The organism is Polaromonas sp. P3_B4, from assembly GCF_056402835.1.
This window is the reverse complement of record NZ_JBFUGQ010000001.1, coordinates 1,952,137-1,971,987: the sequence shown is the minus strand read 5'-3', so window position 1 is coordinate 1,971,987 and position 19,851 is coordinate 1,952,137. Positions and strand designations below refer to the sequence as shown.

Below are 19,851 nucleotides of genomic sequence, written 5' to 3'. Positions count from 1 at the left end.
ATCAATAATTATAAATGATGTAAACTTGACCGGATTCATGACTTCCTCTCATGCTGAGCCTATGCTGTTCCCATCGCGACGCCCGGCGTGAAGACCCGTTACGGTAACCCATCCCATGTCCAAGCCCAGCAAAGAACCTGAATTTCCCGCAGCCAGCCTCGAGGTGTGGGCCAGAGCCGCTGCCAAATCAGCGCCCGGCGGCGATGTGGGCGGGTTGAACTGGCAGACGCCTGACGGCATCAGCGTCAAGCCGCTCTACACCGCTGAGGACACCAAAGACCTTCCCCATACCAATACGTTGCCGGGTTTTGAGCCTTTCATTCGGGGGCCGCAGGCCACCATGTATGCGGTGCGTCCCTGGACGATTCGCCAGTACGCCGGCTTTTCCACGGCTGAGGAGTCGAATGCTTTCTATCGCAAGGCGTTGGCCGCGGGAGGGCAGGGCGTGTCGGTGGCGTTCGACCTGGCCACGCACCGCGGTTACGACAGCGACCATCCGCGTGTGACCGGCGACGTGGGCAAGGCCGGTGTGGCGATTGATTCGGTCGAGGACATGAAAATCCTGTTCGACCAGATCCCGCTGGACAAGGTCAGCGTCTCCATGACCATGAACGGTGCGGTGCTGCCGGTTTTAGCCGGCTATGTGGTCGCGGCCGAAGAGCAGGGCGTGAGCCAGGACAAATTGAGCGGAACCATCCAGAACGACATCCTCAAGGAGTTCATGGTCCGCAACACCTACATCTTTCCGCCGCAGCCCAGCATCCGCATCATTGGCGACATCATTGAATACACGGCGCAGAACATGCCGAAGTTCAATTCGATCTCGATCTCGGGTTACCACATGCAGGAAGCCGGTGCCAACCAGGCGCTAGAGCTGGCCTTCACCTTGGCCGATGGAAAAGAGTATGTAAAAACCGCGCTGGGCAAGGGCCTGGACGTGGATGAATTCGCCGGGCGCCTGAGTTTCTTCTGGGCCATCGGCATGAACTTCTACCTTGAAGTCGCCAAGATGCGCGCCGCGCGCCTGCTGTGGTGCCGCATCATGAAAGGCTTCAACGCCAAGAGCCCCAAGAGCCTGATGCTGCGCACGCACTGCCAGACCTCCGGCTGGAGCCTGACCGAGCAGGACCCCTACAACAACGTGGTGCGCACCACCATCGAAGCCATGGCGGCCGTGTTTGGCGGAACGCAAAGCCTGCACACCAATTCGTTTGACGAGGCGATTGCACTGCCCACCGAGTTCAGCGCCCGCATCGCCCGCAACACCCAACTCATCATCCAGGAAGAAACCCATATCCCCCACGTGATCGACCCCTGGGCCGGCAGCTACATGATGGAAAAGCTCACGCAGGACATGGCTGACGCTGCCTGGGCCATCATTGAAGAAGTCGAGGCCATGGGCGGCATGACCAAGGCCGTCGACAGCGGTTGGGCCAAGCTCAAGATCGAAGCGGCTGCCGCTGAAAAGCAGGCGCGCATCGACAGCGGCAAGGACGTCATCGTCGGCGTCAACAAATACAAGCTCAAAACCGAAGACGCCATCGAGTCGCGCGACATCGACAACGTGGCGGTGCGCGACGGGCAGATCACAAGGCTCAAGGCCATCAAGGCCAAGCGGGACAACGCCGCAGTACAGGTTGCGCTGGACGCGCTGACGGCCGCCGCCGAAAATAGCAACGGCAATTTGCTGGACCTCAGCATCAAGGCCGTGCGCCTGCGTGCCACGGTGGGTGAGGTCAGCGATGCCCTCGAGAAAGTCTACGGGCGCCACCGCGCCGATACACAAAAGGTGACCGGTGTGTACGCTGCTGCTTATGACTCCGCCGAAGGCTGGGAAACGCTCAAGACCGAAATCAACGCCTTCGCTGAAGAGCAGGGCCGCCGCCCACGCGTGATGATTTCCAAACTCGGCCAGGACGGCCATGACCGCGGCGCCAAGGTGGTGGCCACGGCGTTTGCCGACCTGGGCTTTGACGTCGATATGGGCCCGCTGTTCCAGACGCCCGAAGAGTGCGCGCGCCAGGCGATTGAGAACGACGTGCATGCGGTGGGCGTCTCCACGCTGGCGGCCGGCCACAAGACACTGGTGCCGGCCATCATCGCCGAGCTCAAGAAGCAGGGCGCCGATGACATCATCGTGTTTGTCGGCGGCGTGATTCCGCGACAGGATTACGAGATGCTGTACGAGGCCGGCGTGAAAGGCATCTACGGCCCGGGTACGCCGATTCCGGCGAGTGCCAAGGACGTGCTGGAACAGATTCGGGCTGCGTTGAAGTGATTTTCAGGGTGTTTTTGAGGCTCAGTCCCATCATGCTGCTTGCCGGTGCGCTCAATGCGTATGCAAACCCGCCGCAAGAGTGGATCAGGACAAGCAAAGCCGATCCAGCGTTGATTTGTAGCGAATTGCAGTCCTCATTCCCTAAAAAGCTAAGCGAGGCTGTGGCTTTGGGTAAGGTGAAAAGCCAGACGGTCGAGTCTGCTGGGGAGTATTGCGAGCCAGAAAATTCCTGCGAGATAAGGACGCTCGATTTTGTGGGCTTGAACGCCAGGTTGCTGGTAACGAAGAAGTCGCAGGACATCAGCGTTTTGACCTTCAAGGTCAATGAACCCCATTGGCATTTTCTCAGGCAAGTTCAAATTGGCGAGACGCTTTCATCTGTGAGCCAGAAATTCGGGGTGCCGATCAGCGCCACGATGCCCTCCCCGATAAAGCTACTGGGGGAATGTGCCGGTCTGCTGCTGGAGCACAGGAGTGGACGGGTCATGAGTATTGATGTTGACTGCCAAGCCTGCTGGTAAAGCAATGAATACCCTGACCGCCCTGCTAGACGGCGATGCGATGGCCCAGCGCCGCGCCATCGCCAAAGTCGTCATGCTGATGGAGTCCATCCGCGTTGATCCTGGCCGGCACCGCGGATGTGCGGGACCAGATTCAAGCCGTTGTTGCGAAAGGAGTGTGCGGTGACAGACATCAGTTCCCGCTTGTCCTTGCAGCCGGTGCTTGCCGGCGACTTCGAGGACATGCTGGCCTTGCGCGTCGACGCCATGCGCCCCAGCCTGGAGCGTGTCGGGCGCTTTGACCTTGCGCGCTCGCGCGAGCGCCTGTTAGCGGGATTCATTCCGCAGCACATGCAACACATCCTGCTCGATGGCGAGCGTGTGGGTTTTTTCACGCTCAAGCCTGAAGGCGAAGCGGCCCTGCGGCTTGATCACCTGTATTTGCGCAGCAGTGCCAGCGGCCAGGGCATAGGCGCATGGGTACTGCGGCTGGTGCTGGCCCAGGCGCGCGAGGGCGGTCTGGTTGTCAGGCTCACCGCGCTGAAAGAAAGTGATGCCAACCGTTTCTATCTGCGCCACGGTTTTGTGCTGCAAGGCGAAGAGGGCGTGGATCTGCACTATGTATGGTCAGTGACGGAGTTGGCGACGTGATGGCCGCGCCCGATTTCCTCCAGGCCATCATGGGCCCGGACCCAATGGTGCAGCGCCGCGCCATCGCCAAGGCCATCACGCTGCTGGAGTCCACCCGCGCCGACCACCGGGCACAAGGCGACGAGTTGCTGACTGCTTTGCTGCCCAATACCGGCAAAGCCATGCGCCTGGGCATCAGCGGCGTGCCCGGCGTGGGCAAGTCCACCTTCATCGAAGTGCTGGGCCTCTACCTGATCGCGCAGGGCCACCGTGTCGCTGTGCTTACCGTCGATCCTTCCTCTTCAGTCTCGGGTGGCTCCATCCTGGGTGACAAGACCCGCATGGAAAAGCTCTCGGTGCATGAGCGTGCCTACATCCGTCCCAGCCCTTCCGGCGGCAACCTGGGCGGTGTGGCCGAGAAGACGCGAGAGGCCATGTTGGTGTGCGAGGCCGCCGGGTACGACGTGGTGATCGTAGAAACTGTCGGTGTGGGGCAGAGCGAAACCGCCGTCGCCAGTATGACCGACATGTTTGTGCTGATGCAACTACCCAATGCCGGCGACGACCTGCAAGCCATCAAAAAAGGCGTGATGGAGCTGGCCGACCTGGTCATCATCAACAAGGCCGACATCGATGCCGACGCGGCGATGCGGGCCGAGGCGCAGATTACTTCCGCCATGCGCCTGTTCGGCCTGGTCAATAACGCGATGAATAGCACGCAGGCCGCCAGCTTCGACAAGAACTGGCACCCGCAAGTCATCCAGCTCAGCGCCCTTCACAACAAGGGCGTGGACGTGTTCTGGAAAGCCGTGACGCAGTTCAAGGCCCTACAGACCGCCAACGGCCAGCTGGCAGCACGCCGCAAGCAGCAGTCGCTGGCCTGGATGTGGGAACGCATAGACGCCGGCCTCAAGCAGGCTTTCCGCCAGGATCCGCAAGTGCGCGAGCGCCTGCCCGGCCTGCTCGCTGAGGTGGCGCGTGGCGAAGTGGCGGCATCGACAGCTGCGAGGAGCTTGTTGGCCCTGGCATCCAAAGAGGGGAACTCATGAAGAAAATCGCCATTCTTTGCGTACTGCTTCTGCAGGCCTGCCTCGCCTGGGCCGGCGGCATGGTCGCCGGCGAGCCGCAGAGTTTTGTCTTCACCGACAAAGGCTATTTCGCGGACAAGCCCGTCACGGTGCATTACTACAAGGCGCACAGCGCTGGTCCGGATGCGCGGGTGATGATGGTGATCCACGGCGCGGAGCGGCAGGGCTCGCGCATGCGCGACAACTGGATGCCCTTTGCGGAGAAAAATAAACTCATCGTGCTGGCCCCGGAGTTTGACGAGGCGCGGTTTTCTTCCAGGTTGTTCAACATGGGCGGCATTGAAAGCCGTGATCGTGCCCAGTGGTCTTTCCAGATCGTCGAGCATCTTTTTGATTTTGTCCGTGCTGGTGAGGGCCTCGCGGCGAGCGACTACCTGCTGTTCGGCCACTCGGCAGGTGGGCAGTTTGTGCACCGCTTCATGCTGCTGACCGAGGCACCCCGCGTTTCAGTCGCCGTGGCGGCCAATGCCGGCAGTTACACCATGCCCCGCTATCCAGGTCTGATGGAAGACAAATTCCCTTACGCGCTTAACGAAAGCATTGTCAGCCCCGACAAACTCAGGCAGGTTTTTGCCCGCAAGCTGATCGTGCTGCTCGGTGAAACTGACATAAAAACCGATGAGGCCAACCTTCCCAAGGCCAGGCAAGCCACCGCCCAGGGCGTGAACCGCTTTGAGCGCGGCACCCACTTCTTCGAGCAGGCCCAGACGCAGGCGCAGAAGCTGGGCACCCCCCTGGCCTGGGAGCGTGTCACCGTGCCGGGCGTGGGGCATGACTCACGCCGTATGAGCCAGGCCGCCGCGCGCCTTTTGTTTGAACCCGTTAAATAAATTTCACCGTCCCACCATTGCGGAATACACCATGCAAGAAATCCTTGAACAACTCGAAAAGAAACGCGCTGCGGCGCGCCTGGGCGGCGGGCAAAAGCGCATCGATGCGCAACACGGCAAAGGCAAGCTGACGGCGCGCGAGCGGCTGGAACTGCTGCTCGACGAAGGCACGTTTGAAGAATGGGACATGTTTGTCGAGCACCGCTGCATCGACTTCGGCATGGAAAACAACAAGGTTCCCGGCGACGGTGTGGTCACTGGCTACGGCATGATCAACGGCCGTTTGGTGTTTGTCTTCAGCCAGGATTTCACCGTGTTCGGCGGTGCCCTGAGCGAAGCCCATGCCGAGAAAATCTGCAAGGTGATGGACCAGGCCATGAAGGTGGGCGCACCTGTTATTGGCCTCAACGACTCGGGCGGCGCCCGCATCCAGGAGGGCGTGGCTTCGCTGGGCGGTTATGCCGATGTGTTTCAGCGCAACGTGATGGCCAGCGGCGTGATTCCGCAGATCAGCATGATCATGGGGCCGAGCGCCGGCGGCGCCGTGTATTCCCCCGCCATGACCGACTTCATCTTCATGGTCAAGGACAGCTCCTACATGTTTGTCACGGGTCCTGAGGTCGTCAAGACCGTGACCCACGAGGAAGTCACGGCCGAGGAGCTGGGCGGCGCCACCACCCACACCACGCGCAGCGGCGTGGCCGACCTGGCATTCGAGAACGACGTCGAGGCGCTTCTGATGCTGCGTCGCCTGTACAACTACCTGCCGCTGAACAACCGCGAAAAGGCTCCGGTGCGCCCCAGCGCCGACCCGGCTGGCCGCATGGACCTCAGCCTGGACACGCTGGTGCCTGAGAACCCGAACAAGCCGTACGACATGAAGGAACTCATCGTCAAGACGGTGGACGACGGCGATTTCTTCGAGATTCAGCCCGAGTACGCGAAGAACATCATCATTGGTTTTGCTCGCATGGAGGGGCAGACGGTGGGCATCGTCGCCAACCAGCCTTTGGTGCTCGCTGGTTGTCTGGACATCAAGAGCTCCATCAAGGCAGCGCGCTTTGTACGCTTTTGCGATGCCTTCAACATCCCGGTCATTACTTTTGTCGACGTGCCCGGCTTCATGCCCGGCACGTCACAGGAATACGGCGGCATCATCAAGCACGGCGCCAAGCTGCTGTATGCCTATGCCGAATGCACGGTACCGAAGATCACTGTCATCACGCGCAAGGCCTATGGCGGCGCTTATGACGTGATGAGCTCCAAACATCTGCGCGGCGACGTCAACTTCGCCTGGCCTAACGCCGAGATTGCCGTGATGGGCGCCAAGGGCGCGGTGGAAATCATCTTTCGTGAAGACAAGGGCGACCCGGCCAAGCTGGCTGCCAAAGAGGCCGAATACAAGGCTCGCTTTGCCAACCCATTCGTCGCGGGCGCGCGTGGGTTTATCGACGACGTGATCTTGCCGCATGAGACGCGCAAGCGCATCTGCCGTTCGTTGGTGATGTTGCGGGACAAGAAGATTGAGAACCCGTGGCGCAAGCACGGCAACATCCCGCTGTGAACGTAGCATGATCAGCCACTATCCCCGATTCCGCGAAGGCGCGGCACCCGGCCTTGTGCCCAAGCTGGGCGGCTTGCCCTGGGGGCTGCCCGCGCATCTTTGGCCCGTTTGCAAGGAGTGCGGGCGGGCCATGAGCCATCTTGCGCAACTGCCGGCCGCTGTTCCTGAACTTCCGCTCGCGGATGGCGAAGTGCTGTTCCTTTTCAAGTGCGAGTGGGACAGTATCTGCAGCTTCTGGGAGTCTGATGCCGGCGCAAACGCCGCCTTCACGGTGCCGCAAAGCCAACTGGGCACGCTTGCAACCGACCCGCCCGCCGCTGCCAGTGACGGGCTGCCGGCTGTGCTGTCCGAGTTGGGCGTCGTGAGCTGGCGCACTGACGACGATGGCGCGCCGCCCGAGCTCGAAGAGGCCTTTTACGATTACACACGCCACTTTGAGCTGCCGCCGGAGCTTGGACACCCCCACGACTGGGAGAGCCCCTGGTGCACCAAAAGTGGAGGCGTTCCCTATTGGACCGCCAACGGTGCGCAGCGGATGCCGCCCGGCCGGCTGTTTCTGCAGATTGACAACTGGGTAGAACTGGAGAGTGGCAGTGCGGCCGAGGTCGCCAACTTCTGCTCGGACGGCATCGCTTACGTGTTTGTCGATCGCTCACAAAATCCACCGATTTACACGATGTTTATCAACCGCTGAGGCGGTTAACGAAGACAGGCTCAATGATGTTTAAAAAAATACTGATCGCAAATCGAGGTGAGATCGCCTGCCGGGTCATCAAGACAGCCCGCAAGATGGGTATCCAGACCGTTGCCGTCTATTCTGACGCCGACAAGGACGCGCGCCATGTCGAACTGGCGGACGAAGCCGTCAACATCGGCCCCGCGCCCAGCCGTGACAGTTATCTGCAGGCCGACAAGATCATCGCGGCCTGTAAGCAGACCGGCGCGCAGGCGGTGCACCCCGGCTACGGCTTCCTGAGCGAGAACGCGGGCTTTGCCAAGCGGGTCGAGGAAGAGGGCATCATCTTTATCGGTCCCAAGCACTATTCGATTGCCGCCATGGGCGACAAGATCGAATCGAAAAAGCTGGCCGGTGCGGCGGGTGTGAATTGCATTCCCGGCGTGAACGATGCGATTGAAACGGCCGAGAAGGCGGTGGAGATTGCCAAGGGCATCGGTTACCCGGTGATGATCAAGGCCTCGGCCGGCGGCGGGGGCAAGGGCTTGCGGGTGGCCTTTAACGACAAGGAAGCATTCGAAGGTTTCACGAGCTGCCGCAATGAAGCGAGGAACAGCTTTGGCGACGACCGCGTCTTTATCGAGAAATTTGTCGAGGAACCTCGCCATATCGAGATTCAGCTGCTGGGTGACAGCCACGGCAATGTGATTTACCTGAACGAACGCGAGTGCTCCATCCAGCGGCGCCACCAAAAGGTGATTGAAGAGGCGCCGTCGCCTTTCATCAGCGACGCGACGCGCAAGGCCATGGGCGAACAGGCGGTGGCCTTGGCCAAGGCCGTGAAGTACCAGAGCGCTGGCACGGTGGAGTTTGTGGTCGGCAAGGACCAGAGCTTTTACTTCCTCGAAATGAACACCCGCCTGCAGGTGGAGCACCCGGTGACGGAATGCATCACGGGGCTGGACCTGGTGGAGCTGATGATTCGCGTGGCGGCTGGCGAGAAACTACCGATTGCGCAGAAGGATGTGCAGCGTAGCGGCTGGGCGATTGAGTGCCGTATCAACGCCGAAGACCCGTTCCGCAGCTTTTTGCCTTCCACCGGACGGCTGGTGCGCTTTCAGCCGCCCAAGGAGACCATGTTTGCGGCCGACATCTCGCAGCTGTACGGTGTGCGTGTTGACACCGGCGTGCAGGATGGCGGCGAGATCCCGATGTTTTATGACTCGATGATTGCCAAGCTCATCGTGCACGGCAAGGATCGCAAGGAGGCGATTGCCAAGATGCGTGAGGCGCTTAATGGTTTTGTGATCCGCGGCATCTCCAGCAACATTCCTTTCCAGGCGGCCTTGCTGGCGCATCCGAAATTTGTGGCGGGTGACTTCAACACGGGCTTTATTGCCGAGAACTACAGCAAAGGCTTTCATGCCGAAGACGTGCCGCATGACGATCCTTCGTTCCTGCTGGCGTTGGCTGCTTACGTCAATCGCCGCATGCTGGGCCGTGCCGCCGGCATCAGCGGACAGCTGCCGGGCCATGGCGTGACGGTGGGGGAAGAGTTCGTTGTGGTGAGCCTGGGCTCTGCGGGGCAGAACACGCAGCACCCTGTAACGGTGCGAAATTATCAAGCCCAATCGGGCTCCGGCACAGTAGATACGGGCGCTGGTAGCTATGAAATTTGTAGCAACTGGCATCTGGGCGGCGCGCGCATACGCGGCACGGTGAATGGGCAGCCTTTCGCCGCGCAGGTGGAGCGCGGTGTGGGCCGCAACCCGCTGGCCATCCGCATTGCGCACAACGGCACACGGCTGGATGCGCTGGTGCTGTCGCCGCGCGCGGCGCAACTGCATGCGCTCATGCCCTACAAGGCGCCGCCGGACATGAGCCGCTATGTGCTCTCGCCCATGCCGGGCTTGCTGGTGGATGTGGCCGTGCAGGTGGGTCAGAAAGTGCAGGCCGGTGAGCGCGTGGCCGTGATTGAGGCGATGAAGATGGAGAACGTGCTGTTTGCCGTAGCCGACGGCGTGGTCGGCAAGGTGCTGGCGGCCAAGGGCGAATCGCTCAGCGTGGACCAGCCGATTGTGGAGTTCCAGGCATGAGTGCCACTCGACCCTTCAAAGTGCTGGGCATCCAGCAGATCGCCATCGGTGCCAGCAGCAAAGACCGGCTGCGCACGCTGTGGGTCGACATGCTGGGCCTGGAAGTCACCGGCAACTTTGTCAGCGAACGTGAAAACGTCGATGAAGACATCTGCGCGATCGGCAGCGGCCCGTTCAAGGTCGAAGTTGACCTGATGCAGCCACTGGATGTGGACAAGAAACCCGCGGTGCACACCACGCCGCTCAACCACGTGGGCCTGTGGATAGACGACCTGCCCAAAGCCGTTGAGTGGCTGACGGCCAAGGGGGTGCGCTTTGCACCCGGCGGCATTCGCAAGGGCGCAGCGGGTTTTGACATCTGTTTCCTGCACCCCAAGGCTAACGATGAGTTTCCTGTTTCGGGTGAAGGTGTACTGATTGAATTGGTGCAGGCACCGCCCGAGGTGATCAAGGCTTTCTCTGCCCTGGGCTGAGGGGCTGCTCAGTCTTTTTTGCCGCGTTTTTCGCGCTGCACACGGGCCCGGGCCAGGGCGGCCTCAATCACCATGCGCTTGCGGTCCGCCACGGCGGGGTCGCCCTCGGGGCGTGCAGCTGAAGCTGGTAGCGGGGCCTGTGGCGGGTTTTTCGCTTTCCCTGCGCCTTTGTCCTCCGGGCTTGTGCTGTTCCTGTACCGGTTCTGATGGAATTCATAACGGGCTCTGGCGGTGTCAGCCTCTTGCGGAGACCATGCCGTCCAGCCCGTGCGCTCGCCGGTGACGTTTTCCAGGCTGATGCAGTCGACAGGGCAGACCGGTATGCACAGCTCACAGCCTGTGCACCAGGGCTCGATGACGGTGTGCATCATCTTGTTGCTGCCCATGATGGCGTCGGTCGGACAGGCCTTGATGCACAAGGTGCAGCCTATGCACCAGTCTTCATCGATGAAGGCGACAGCACGTGGGCCTTCGGTACCGTTGGCGGGATTGAGCGGCTGAACGGGCTGACCGGTGATGGCCGACAGCCGCTGCACGCCTTCGGCGCCGCCTGGCGGGCATTGGTTGATGGGGGCCTGACCTGTTGCAATGGCCGTGGCATACGCCGCGCAGTCAGGATAGCCGCAGCGGGTGCACTGGGTTTGGGGCAGTGCGGCGTTGATGCGCTCGAAAAGGCTGGAGTCGGGGGGGGAGGTCACCCGCCTATTGTCCTACCAGTCATGGCCCGCTCTGCCTGCGCTCTACCTTCGCGACCCCGGCCTTGCCGCCGCCCTCAAGCCTTCTTGCTGCGTGCTGCTTTTTTTGCCGCCGGCTTTGCTGCGGCCTTCGGGGCGGCTTTGGCGGCAGGCTTTGCTGCTGCGGTGCGCACCGGTTTTGCTATCGTTTTGGTAGCTGCTGGCGCACGCTTGGATTGGGTTGGAGCCCGATTGTTCTCAAGAATGAAGGCCTTGACCTGCGGGTAGACAATCTCGCGCCAGCGGCGGCCGCTGAAAATCCCGTAGTGGCCCGCGCCCTTGACTTCCAGGTGCTTTTGCAGTGCCTTGGGGATGTTGTGGCAAAGACCGTGTGCTGCCTCGGTCTGGCCGGAGCCCGAGATATCGTCCAGCTCGCCTTCGACCGTGAAGTGGGCTGTGGTCTTGATGTCTTCGGGCCGCACACGCTCAATTTGGCCATCCACGCCCTTGACGTCCCAGGTGCCGTTGACCAGCTTGAATTCCTGGAACACCGTCTTGATGGTGTCAAGGTAGTAGTCGGCGTCCATGTCGAGCACGGCGTTGTACTCGTCGTAGAACTTGCGGTGCGCCTCGGCACTGGCGTCATCACCTTTGAGCAGGTCCTTGAAGTAGTCGTAGTGGCTGCTGGCGTGGCGGTCGGGGTTCATCGCGACGAAGCCGGTGTGCTGCAAAAAGCCGGGGTAGACGCGGCGGCCTGCGCCCGGAAAGTTGCTCGGCACGCGGTAAATCACATTGTTTTCAAACCACTCGTAGCTCTTGTTCATGGCCAGGTTGTTCACGGCCGTAGGCGATTTTCGGGCATCGATCGGGCCGCCCATCATGGTCATGCTCAAGGGCGTCGCTTCGCCGCGTGAGGCCATCAGCGACACGGCAGCGAGCACCGGCACAGTGGGCTGGCAAACGCTGATGACGTGGCAATTGCCGTAAATACCCTGGAGGTGGCGAACGAACTCCTGGACGTAGTTGACGTAGTCGTCCAGGTTGAATGAACCTTCAGAAAGCGGCACGGTGCGCGCATTTTTCCAGTCGGTGATGTAGACCTTGTGGTCTTTGAGCATGGTCTTGACCGTGTCCCGGAGCAAGGTTGCATAGTGGCCCGACAGCGGCGCCACGATCAGCACGGCGGGCTCGCCCTTCAGGCCTGTCAGCGTGGCGGGATCGTCGGTGAAGCGCTTGAAGCGGCGCAGCTCGCAAAAGGGCTTGTCGATTTCCACGCGTTCGTGGATGCTGACCTCGGTGCCGTTGACATCCACCGTCCGGATGTCGAAAGCCGGTTTTTCGTAGTCTTTGCCCAATCGGTAAATCAGGCTGTAGCCGGCGGCTACGCGTTGTGCAAACGGGTTTTGGCCCATGGGCGACAGGGGATTGCCGTAGAGCTTTGCAGCGGCTTGCGCAAAGTCGACAAAGGGCTCCATCAAGGTGCGTTGGGCTTCATAGACTTGGTACAGCATCGGGGTCGACCTTGGGGTTAGGGTTACTTCGGTAAATCGTAATATGTTGCAGTGCAATATAACAGGGGGTTGCCGCACTGATTTGAGGATAACCACCAATACCGGGCGGTTTTCACACTGTTGACGCCAAAAGCACCACGATGGTGCCAGCCTGGCTTGCGAACCGAGAAACCGCCACCACCTGCGGGATTGAAAGAACACTTACCATTCTGCCTGCAGCCGGTGGTCTTTGCCCATCCTGAGCTGCAGCCCTGAACAGGAAAACGACATGCCTCCCCTGATTGACGCCTCCTCGCTGGATCAACTGGCTTCTTTGAAGAAATCAGACCGGATGCCGGTGCTTTTTGTGGGCCACGGCAGCCCGATGAATGCCATCGGCGACAACGAGTACCGGCGCAGCTGGCAGGCGCTGGGCGCCGAGTTTGGGTCGAAATTCCCCAGGCCGCAGCTGATTCTGTGCGTTTCCGCCCATTGGCTGACCGAAGGCTGGTGGCTGACGGCCATGGACAAGCCCAAAACCATCCACGACTTTGGCGGCTTTCCGCAGGAGCTCTTCGACCAGCAATACCCCGCGCCCGGCGACACCGCGGCGGCGCAGGTGATCAGCCAGTTGGTCAGGCAGCGCGCATCGGCGCCGCTCGGCCTCGACGAAGGCGAGTGGGGACTGGACCACGGTGCCTGGTCGGTGCTCAAGCCCATGTTTCCGGATGCGGACATCCCGGTCATCCAGCTCAGCATGGATTACAGCCGGGCTCCCGACGAGCACTATGCGCTGGCAAAGCAGCTGAAGGCGTTGCGGGACCGCGGCGTGCTGATCGTGGCCAGCGGCAATATCGTGCACAACCTGCGCCAGATGCAGCGCGGGGCCGCGGGTAACCAGGCCTACGACTGGGCGCTGGAGTTTGACCAGACTATCGGTGGTTATCTGCAGCAGGGCAATCTGGATGCGCTGCAGAATTTCCAGAAGCTGGGCCAGGTGGCGAAGATGGCGCACCCCACCCACGAGCACTACCTTCCGCTGCTGTATACGGCGGGCGCGGTTGACGCGAAGGAGCCAATACGGTTTTTCAACACCAGCTTCCAGGCTGGCTCCATTTCCATGCGGTCAGTAATTTGGGGATGAATCCGTTGGAGCGGAGTGTCAGATAGCTTTTTGTGCTATTAAATTGATAGCTGCTTGCGCTTGTCAGTCATGGTCTGCAGCCGTTTTTTTTGAAGAGCCTGGCTTTTGCCACTGCCGTGCTGGGGGCCGGTCAGGCCACTTGCGGATGGATAACCTGCAGCCAGCTCCAGCGATCCTGATAAGCCTTCGCCTTTTTCTCGAACAGCGGCAGGTGGTTGCACAGCAGGTTGGGGCTGAGCTTGCCCTGGTACAACTGCGCCAGGCCGTTGGGCGCATAAAGCTCTACATCCGTCCGCTCCGCAGTATTTGCCCTTAAGCCGACACACGTACAGCTCACCAGAAACCGGTCGATGCCATCGCGGGAGCTTTGCAGGGCGGGGTAGGGGAAGCCGAAATACTCCTGATACCAGGTATGGACCCTGGCCTGGTTTTTGGCTTCCACCACAATGCCCCGGCCCGCAAAGCAGGCGCTGACACGTTCATTGACGGCTGCTTCGCCTGCGCCTGAAAGGTCGGCAGGGTCAAAGTAAAACAGGTCGTAGTCTTTGATGTGGGCTTCGGGTGGCTGGCCCGCGTGCAGGTTCCAGATTGTCTGGAAGAGGCATCCCGCCACCAGCCATGCGTCGGGCAGTCCCAGCGCAGGCAGGTGTTCCAGAATGAACCGGTTGTGGCGGTTTTTCAGCGCGTCCCGGATGAATTCATCCGGGAGTACGGCCTCAGACGACCTTGGCAATCGACGCGCAGACGTAGTCGATGTTCTTGCTGTTCAGGGCGGCCACGCACATGCGGCCGGTGTCGGTGCCGTAAACGCCGAATTCATTGCGCAGGCGCACCATCTGGTCCTTGCTGAGGCCCGAGTAGCTGAACATGCCGATCTGGGCGGTGATGAAGCTCATGTCCTGCTTGACGCCGGCGGCCTTCAGGCCGTCCACGAGCTTTTGGCGCATGGCCTTGATGCGCACACGCATTTCGCTCAGCTCTTGCTCCCATTGGGTGCGCAGCGCGGGGGTATTGAGCACCGTGGCCACCACCATGCCGCCATGGATCTGCGGGTTGCTGTAGTTGGTGCGAATGACCAGCTTGAGCTGCGACAGCACGCGGTCGGCTTCGTCCTTGGATTCGCACAGCACCGACAGGGCACCCACGCGTTCGCCGTAGAGGCTGAAGCTCTTGGAAAAGGACGTCGACACGAAAAAGCTCAGGCCGGCAGCCACAAATTTACCGATGACGGCGCCGTCTTCCGCAATGCCGTGGCCAAAGCCCTGGTAGGCCATGTCGAGGAAAGGCGTGAGCTTTCGCGCCTTGACGGCGGCGATCACCTGGTCCCACTGGGCTGCGGTGATGTCGTAGCCGGTCGGGTTGTGGCAGCAGGCGTGCAGCACGACGATGGTGCCTTCGGCGGCTGCATTGAGGGCGGCGAGCATGCCGTCGAAGTTGACGCCGCGCTTGGCTGCATCGTAGTAAGGATAGCTTTCAACCACGAAACCGGCCTGGCTGAAAAGCGCGCGGTGGTTTTCCCAGCTCGGGTCCGAAATCAGGACTTTGGCATTGGGGCTGAGCTTTTTCAGGAAGTCGGCGCCGATCTTCAGGCCGCCTGTGCCGCCAATGCCCTGCGCGGTGGCCACGCGGCCGCTTTTGACAGGTTCGCTGTCGACGCCGAAAACCAGGCCCTTGACGGCCGCATCGTAGGCGGCGATACCGTCAATTGGCAGGTAGCCGCGCGCCTTGGGAGATTCCATCATGAGTTTTTCTGCCGCCTGTACGCATTGCAGCAGGGGGAGCTTGCCGTTGTCGTCGTAGTACACGCCCACGCCCAGGTTGACCTTTGCAGGATTGGTATCGGCATTGAACTGCTCGTTCAGGCCCAGGATGGGGTCACGCGGGGCCATTTCGACAGCGGTAAACAAAGACATGAAATATCCTCAGAGAAGTGAAAAGAAGGCGAAAGCGACGATAGGGGGTTCAGGTCACGGATTTAGGTCACAAGCTGACCGGAAAAAAGGCTACAAGAGGTGTCAAAAGCGATAGCGGGGGCAACTACAAGGCGAATGGGGATTGCAATTTCCATTTTCGGCCGAATGTCGTATTCTGTTTGGTTGCCCTGAATTTTAACGGGGCCTGATCGAGGTTTTATGCCAGAAGCTATGGAAGTCATAACTGATTCAGTCAACACCGACCCCGCTGTGGGCGAGTTCGTGCGTTTCCCGGATTCGCCGTTCGAGCTGTTCCAGCCCTATCCGCCTGCGGGCGACCAGCCCACCGCAATTGACCAGCTGGTCGAGGGCATCAACGACGGCGAGGTGTTCCAGACCCTGCTGGGCGTGACCGGCTCCGGCAAGACTTTTACCATGGCCAATGTGATTGCCCGCCTGGGCCGGCCGGCCATCGTGTTTGCGCCCAACAAGACGCTGGCCGCGCAGCTTTACAGTGAGTTCCGCGAGTTCTTCCCGAAAAACGCGGTCGAGTATTTCGTCAGTTACTACGACTACTACCAGCCTGAAGCCTATGTGCCGCAGCGCGATCTTTTCATCGAGAAAGACTCGGCCATCAACGAGCACATCGAGCAGATGCGCCTGTCGGCCACCAAGAGCGTGCTGGAGCGGCGCGACACCATCATCGTCGGTACGGTCAGCGCTATTTACGGCATAGGTGCGCCTGAGGATTACACACAGATGCGGTTCATTGCGCGCATCGGCGACAAGATGGGCCAGCGCGACGTGATCGCCAGGCTGATCCGCATGCAGTACACGCGCAACGAGCAGGACTTCGCGCGCGGCACGTTCCGGGTGCGCGGGGACGTGATCGACATTTTCCCGGCCGAGCATTCCGAGCTGGCCATACGCATCGAGCTGTTCGACGACGAGATCGAGTCGCTGCAGTTGTTTGACCCACTGACAGGCCGCATACGCCAGAAAATCCCGCGCTTTGTGGTCTACCCCAAGAGCCACTACGTCACGCCGCGCGACAAGGTCATGACGGCGGTGGAGACCATCAAGCTGGAGCTGTCCGAGCGGGTGGCCCAGTTCGTCGCCGACGGCAAACTGGTGGAAGCCCAGCGCATCGAGCAGCGCACCCGGTTCGACCTGGAGATGCTCAGTGAAATCGGCCACTGCAAGGGCATTGAGAACTACACCCGCCACCTGAGCGGTTCGCCGGCGGGATCGCCCCCTTCGACGCTGTGCGATTACCTGCCCAAGGATGCCGTGATGTTTCTCGACGAGAGCCACGTCATGATCGGTCAGCTCAACGCCATGTACAACGGCGACCGCGCACGCAAGACCACGCTGGTGGAATACGGTTTTCGCCTGCCGAGCGCGCTGGACAACCGGCCGCTCAAGTTCGAGGAGTTTGAAGCCAAGATGCGGCAGGCCGTTTTTGTCTCGGCCACGCCGGCGAATTATGAGAAAGAGCACGCAGGCAAGGTGGTGGAGCAGGTGGTCAGGCCCACCGGGCTGGTGGATCCGCAGGTGGAAGTGAGGCCGGCTACCCATCAGGTCGACGACGTGCTGCAGGAAATCCGCATCCGGGTCGAGAAGAATGAACGGGTGCTGATCACCACGCTGACCAAACGCATGGCCGAACAGCTGACGGATTATCTGAGCGACAACGGTGTGAAGGTGCGCTACCTGCACAGCGATGTGGACACGGTCGAGCGGGTAGAAATCCTGCGTGACCTGCGGCTGGGCGCGTTTGACGTGTTGGTGGGTATCAACCTGCTGCGTGAGGGGCTCGATATCCCGGAGGTGTCGCTGGTGGCCATTCTGGACGCCGACAAGGAAGGCTTTTTGCGCGCCGAGCGCAGCCTGATCCAGACGATTGGCCGCGCGGCCCGAAACCTGAACGGCCGTGCGATTTTGTATGCAGACCGCATCACCGACTCCATGAAAAAAGCCATGGATGAAACCGAACGCCGGCGTAACAAGCAGATTGCCTTCAACCTGGAGCACGGCATCACGCCGCGCAGCGTGGTCAAACGCATCAGGGACCTGATCGATGGTGTCTACAGCGAGAAATCCGGCAAGGAAGCCGAAAAGATCGAGATGCAGAAGGCATTGGTGGAAGACATGAGCGAGAAGGACATCGCCCGCGAGATCAAGCGGCTGGAAAAGCAGATGATCGAACACGCCAAGAATCTCGAGTTCGAAAAAGCCGCGCGGGTACGGGACCAGTTGCACATCCTCAAGGAGCAGGCTTTTGGCGCGCCTGGCACCGATAATGTCGTACCGCTAAGCGCCGCAGGCCAAACCCGCGCCTAGGCCGATCGACCCGACCACTCACTTTGTGCACGGATATGGTGCATAAAGTGAGTCGAGCTACGGGTTAGCCCTCATGTTTTGAGCACCCTCAGCGGGAAAAACCCTGCTCGTGTTATACTTGACGAAAACAGTCAAGAACAATATCAGAACAACAAAAAAGCCCCCGCGATACCGGTTGACTGACCTGGGCGGCTGGAGGAAGAGTTCCCTGTAAGTCACAAGCTTTCAGGGTGAAAACGACAGTCAAGCCATTTAAAGGAGCTTGTTATGCGCCTCACGACCAAAGGCCGCTTTGCGGTCACCGCGATGATTGATTTGGGATTGCGTCAGAACAACGGCCCGGTCACGTTGGCCGCCATCAGCCAGCGCCAGCAGATTTCCCTGTCCTACCTCGAACAGCTGTTCGGCAAACTGCGCCGTCACGAACTGGTGGAATCCACCCGTGGTCCCGGCGGCGGTTATACGCTGGGCCGCAAGGCTTCCGAGATCACCGTGGCTGACATCATCGTGTCGGTGGACGAGCCGATCGACGCCACCCAGTGTGGCGGTAAGGAAAACTGCCTGGGCGAAGGCGGCCGCTGCATGACGCACGAGCTGTGGGCTTCACTGAACAGCCGCATGGTGGAGTTCCTGGACTCCGTGACCCTGCAAAAACTGGTGGAAGACCAGCTCGCCAAGGGCGTGGTGATCGAGAATACCCCGCAGGTGAAAAAAGCCATTTTCACAGCGCCGGTTGTCAAGCCGATCCGCGTGAATGCACCGAACTCGGTCTTCGCACTGGGCAATGCATTTTCCAAATCCTGATGGAGCGATGCCGGGCGTCTGCCCGGCACCATCCTTTTGTGAACCGACTGCATTGACTTCATTGATCGCGCTGCCAGCCAGCCTGTGAATTTAAAGAGCTAGCCACATGGACACCCCACACTTTCCCATCTACATGGACTACAGTGCCACGAACCCCTGCGATCCGCGGGTGGTGGACGCCATGATTCCCTGGTTGCGCGAGCACTTCGGCAACCCCGCGTCCCGCAGCCACGCCTGGGGCTGGGAAGCGGAAGCCGCTGTCGAGAAGGCACGCGAACAAATTGCCGACCTGATTGGCGCCGATCCGCGCGAGATCGTCTGGACCAGCGGCGCGACCGAGTCCAACAATTTGGCCCTGAAGGGTGCGGCTCATTTCTACAAGACCAAGGGCAAGCACATCATCACGGTCAAGACCGAGCACAAGGCTGTGCTGGACACCTGCCGCGAACTGGAACGCCAGGGTTTTGAAGTGACCTACATGGACGTGCAAGCCGACGGCCTGCTCGACCTGGAGGCGCTCAAGGCCGCTATCCGCCCCGACACGATTCTGGTCAGCGTCATGTTCGTCAACAACGAAATCGGCGTGATCCAGGACATCCCGGCCATTGGCGCCCTGTGCCGTGAAAAAGGCATCATCTTCCACGTGGATGCCGCGCAGGCAACCGGCCGTGTTGACATCGATCTTGCCACCTTGCCGGTCGACCTGATGAGCCTGACCTCGCACAAGACCTATGGCCCCAAGGGCATTGGTGCCCTGTACGTGCGCCGCAAACCGCGTGTACGCCTGGAAGCGCAAATGCACGGCGGTGGCCATGAGCGCGGCATGCGTTCGGGTACTTTGCCCACGCACCAGTGCGTCGGCATGGGCGAGGCCTACCGCATTGCCAAGGCCGAGATGCACGAAGAGAACAAGCGCATCCTTGCCTTGCATGAGCGCATGCTCAACGGGCTCAAGGACGTGGAAGAAGTGTTCCTCAATGGCCACGCCGACAAGCGCGTGCCGCACAACCTGAACATGAGCTTCAACTTCGTCGAAGGCGAATCGCTGATCATGGGCATCAAGGGTCTGGCCGTGTCCAGCGGCTCGGCTTGCACATCGGCCAGCCTGGAGCCCAGCTATGTGCTGCGCGCCCTGGGCCGCAGCGACGAACTGGCGCACAGCAGCCTTCGCATGACGATTGGCCGCTGGAGCACCGAGGAAGAAATCGACTACGCGGTCGCCACCATCAAGGAAAACGTGGCCAAACTGCGCGAACTCTCCCCCCTGTGGGAGATGTTCAAGGATGGTGTTGATTTATCCACCATCCAGTGGGCCGCCCATTAAGGCGAGCCCGCAATTCAAGACAGC

Annotated in this window: 17 protein-coding genes; 13 read left to right on the top strand and 4 right to left on the bottom strand. The window is 60.6% G+C overall.

The window, feature by feature from the left end:
* Positions 1-115 precede the first annotated feature (115 nt).
* The 9 genes from scpA to AC1DVV_RS09355 all read left to right on the top strand — a co-directional run bounded on the left by scpA (position 116) and on the right by AC1DVV_RS09355 (position 10,135).
* On the top strand, positions 116-2,278 hold the full coding sequence (gene scpA, locus AC1DVV_RS09395) for a methylmalonyl-CoA mutase (protein ID WP_477707185.1): 2,163 nt from the start codon (positions 116-118) through the stop codon (positions 2,276-2,278).
* A 32-nt stretch (positions 2,279-2,310) separates the two neighbouring features.
* Positions 2,311-2,799, top strand: coding sequence for a hypothetical protein (locus AC1DVV_RS09390; protein WP_457280402.1), 489 nt, complete (start codon positions 2,311-2,313; stop codon positions 2,797-2,799).
* A 162-nt stretch (positions 2,800-2,961) separates the two neighbouring features.
* Positions 2,962-3,429, top strand: a complete 468-nt coding sequence (locus tag AC1DVV_RS09385) for a GNAT family N-acetyltransferase (RefSeq protein ID WP_457280404.1) — start codon at positions 2,962-2,964, stop codon at positions 3,427-3,429.
* Entirely contained in the window at positions 3,429-4,457 is a 1,029-nt protein-coding gene (meaB, locus tag AC1DVV_RS09380; protein WP_457280972.1) for a methylmalonyl Co-A mutase-associated GTPase MeaB, read from the top strand. The genes AC1DVV_RS09385 and meaB overlap by 1 nt, the downstream gene beginning before the upstream one ends.
* Positions 4,454-5,326, top strand: a complete 873-nt coding sequence (locus tag AC1DVV_RS09375) for an alpha/beta hydrolase family protein (protein WP_457280405.1) — start codon at positions 4,454-4,456, stop codon at positions 5,324-5,326. The genes meaB and AC1DVV_RS09375 overlap by 4 nt, the downstream gene beginning before the upstream one ends.
* A gap of 31 nt (positions 5,327-5,357) precedes the next feature.
* Positions 5,358-6,890 (top strand): acyl-CoA carboxylase subunit beta, encoded by a 1,533-nt coding sequence (locus AC1DVV_RS09370; RefSeq protein WP_457280406.1) that lies wholly within the window; start codon positions 5,358-5,360, stop codon positions 6,888-6,890.
* Between the two features lie 130 nt (positions 6,891-7,020).
* Positions 7,021-7,584: a hypothetical protein gene (locus tag AC1DVV_RS09365; RefSeq protein WP_457306605.1), complete on the top strand. Its 564-nt coding sequence runs from the start codon at positions 7,021-7,023 to the stop codon at positions 7,582-7,584.
* 26 nt (positions 7,585-7,610) lie between these two features.
* Positions 7,611-9,662: an acetyl-CoA carboxylase biotin carboxylase subunit gene (locus AC1DVV_RS09360; RefSeq protein ID WP_477702571.1), complete on the top strand. Its 2,052-nt coding sequence runs from the start codon at positions 7,611-7,613 to the stop codon at positions 9,660-9,662.
* The gene (locus AC1DVV_RS09355) at positions 9,659-10,135 is read left to right on the top strand and encodes a VOC family protein (protein WP_477707184.1); all 477 of its coding nucleotides are present in this window, start codon (positions 9,659-9,661) and stop codon (positions 10,133-10,135) included. Before AC1DVV_RS09360 ends, AC1DVV_RS09355 begins: the two co-directional genes overlap by 4 nt.
* An 8-nt stretch (positions 10,136-10,143) precedes the next feature.
* Here AC1DVV_RS09355 and rsxB read toward each other — a convergent pair whose 3' ends face one another.
* The gene (gene rsxB / locus AC1DVV_RS09350; protein ID WP_477702566.1) at positions 10,144-10,833 is read right to left on the bottom strand and encodes an electron transport complex subunit RsxB; all 690 of its coding nucleotides are present in this window, start codon (positions 10,831-10,833) and stop codon (positions 10,144-10,146) included.
* 74 nt (positions 10,834-10,907) lie between these two features.
* A complete protein-coding gene (locus AC1DVV_RS09345) occupies positions 10,908-12,320 on the bottom strand; it encodes a polyhydroxyalkanoate depolymerase (RefSeq protein ID WP_477702567.1) in 1,413 nt (470 codons plus the stop codon).
* Between the two features lie 268 nt (positions 12,321-12,588).
* On the opposite strand from AC1DVV_RS09345, the gene ygiD reads away from it, so the two are divergent.
* Positions 12,589-13,443: a 4,5-DOPA-extradiol-dioxygenase gene (gene ygiD, locus AC1DVV_RS09340; protein ID WP_477702568.1), complete on the top strand. Its 855-nt coding sequence runs from the start codon at positions 12,589-12,591 to the stop codon at positions 13,441-13,443.
* A 130-nt stretch (positions 13,444-13,573) separates the two neighbouring features.
* Here the strand turns inward: ygiD and AC1DVV_RS09335 are convergent, their stop codons facing one another.
* Positions 13,574-14,176 (bottom strand): nucleotidyltransferase family protein, encoded by a 603-nt coding sequence (locus tag AC1DVV_RS09335; RefSeq protein WP_477665771.1) that lies wholly within the window; start codon positions 14,174-14,176, stop codon positions 13,574-13,576.
* Positions 14,160-15,356 carry an amino acid aminotransferase gene (locus tag AC1DVV_RS09330; protein WP_477665772.1) on the bottom strand — a complete coding sequence of 399 codons (1,197 nt, stop codon included), beginning with the start codon at positions 15,354-15,356 and terminating at the stop codon, positions 14,160-14,162. Before AC1DVV_RS09330 ends, AC1DVV_RS09335 begins: the two co-directional genes overlap by 17 nt.
* 219 nt (positions 15,357-15,575) lie before the next feature.
* On the opposite strand from AC1DVV_RS09330, the gene uvrB reads away from it, so the two are divergent.
* The 3 genes from uvrB to AC1DVV_RS09315 all read left to right on the top strand — a co-directional run bounded on the left by uvrB (position 15,576) and on the right by AC1DVV_RS09315 (position 19,827).
* Positions 15,576-17,699: an excinuclease ABC subunit UvrB gene (gene uvrB, locus AC1DVV_RS09325; RefSeq protein ID WP_457280415.1), complete on the top strand. Its 2,124-nt coding sequence runs from the start codon at positions 15,576-15,578 to the stop codon at positions 17,697-17,699.
* A gap of 267 nt (positions 17,700-17,966) precedes the next feature.
* Positions 17,967-18,503: a Fe-S cluster assembly transcriptional regulator IscR gene (iscR, locus tag AC1DVV_RS09320; RefSeq protein ID WP_457280416.1), complete on the top strand. Its 537-nt coding sequence runs from the start codon at positions 17,967-17,969 to the stop codon at positions 18,501-18,503.
* A 106-nt stretch (positions 18,504-18,609) separates the two neighbouring features.
* The gene (locus tag AC1DVV_RS09315) at positions 18,610-19,827 is read left to right on the top strand and encodes an IscS subfamily cysteine desulfurase (protein ID WP_457280417.1); all 1,218 of its coding nucleotides are present in this window, start codon (positions 18,610-18,612) and stop codon (positions 19,825-19,827) included.
* Positions 19,828-19,851 lie beyond the last annotated feature (24 nt).

Coding starts and splice junctions, on each gene's coding strand:
- uvrB (WP_457280415.1), top strand. CDS start 15,576: ATGCCAGAAGCTATGGAAGTCATAACTGATTCAGTCAACACCGACCCC.
- ygiD (WP_477702568.1), top strand. CDS start 12,589: ATGCCTCCCCTGATTGACGCCTCCTCGCTGGATCAACTGGCTTCTTTG.
- scpA (WP_477707185.1), top strand. CDS start 116: ATGTCCAAGCCCAGCAAAGAACCTGAATTTCCCGCAGCCAGCCTCGAG.
- meaB (WP_457280972.1), top strand. CDS start 3,429: ATGGCCGCGCCCGATTTCCTCCAGGCCATCATGGGCCCGGACCCAATG.
- AC1DVV_RS09355 (WP_477707184.1), top strand. CDS start 9,659: ATGAGTGCCACTCGACCCTTCAAAGTGCTGGGCATCCAGCAGATCGCC.
- AC1DVV_RS09390 (WP_457280402.1), top strand. CDS start 2,311: ATGCTGCTTGCCGGTGCGCTCAATGCGTATGCAAACCCGCCGCAAGAG.
- AC1DVV_RS09345 (WP_477702567.1), bottom strand. CDS start 12,320: ATGCTGTACCAAGTCTATGAAGCCCAACGCACCTTGATGGAGCCCTTT.
- AC1DVV_RS09370 (WP_457280406.1), top strand. CDS start 5,358: ATGCAAGAAATCCTTGAACAACTCGAAAAGAAACGCGCTGCGGCGCGC.
- AC1DVV_RS09360 (WP_477702571.1), top strand. CDS start 7,611: ATGTTTAAAAAAATACTGATCGCAAATCGAGGTGAGATCGCCTGCCGG.
- iscR (WP_457280416.1), top strand. CDS start 17,967: ATGCGCCTCACGACCAAAGGCCGCTTTGCGGTCACCGCGATGATTGAT.
- AC1DVV_RS09365 (WP_457306605.1), top strand. CDS start 7,021: ATGAGCCATCTTGCGCAACTGCCGGCCGCTGTTCCTGAACTTCCGCTC.
- AC1DVV_RS09315 (WP_457280417.1), top strand. CDS start 18,610: ATGGACACCCCACACTTTCCCATCTACATGGACTACAGTGCCACGAAC.
- AC1DVV_RS09375 (WP_457280405.1), top strand. CDS start 4,454: ATGAAGAAAATCGCCATTCTTTGCGTACTGCTTCTGCAGGCCTGCCTC.
- AC1DVV_RS09330 (WP_477665772.1), bottom strand. CDS start 15,356: ATGTCTTTGTTTACCGCTGTCGAAATGGCCCCGCGTGACCCCATCCTG.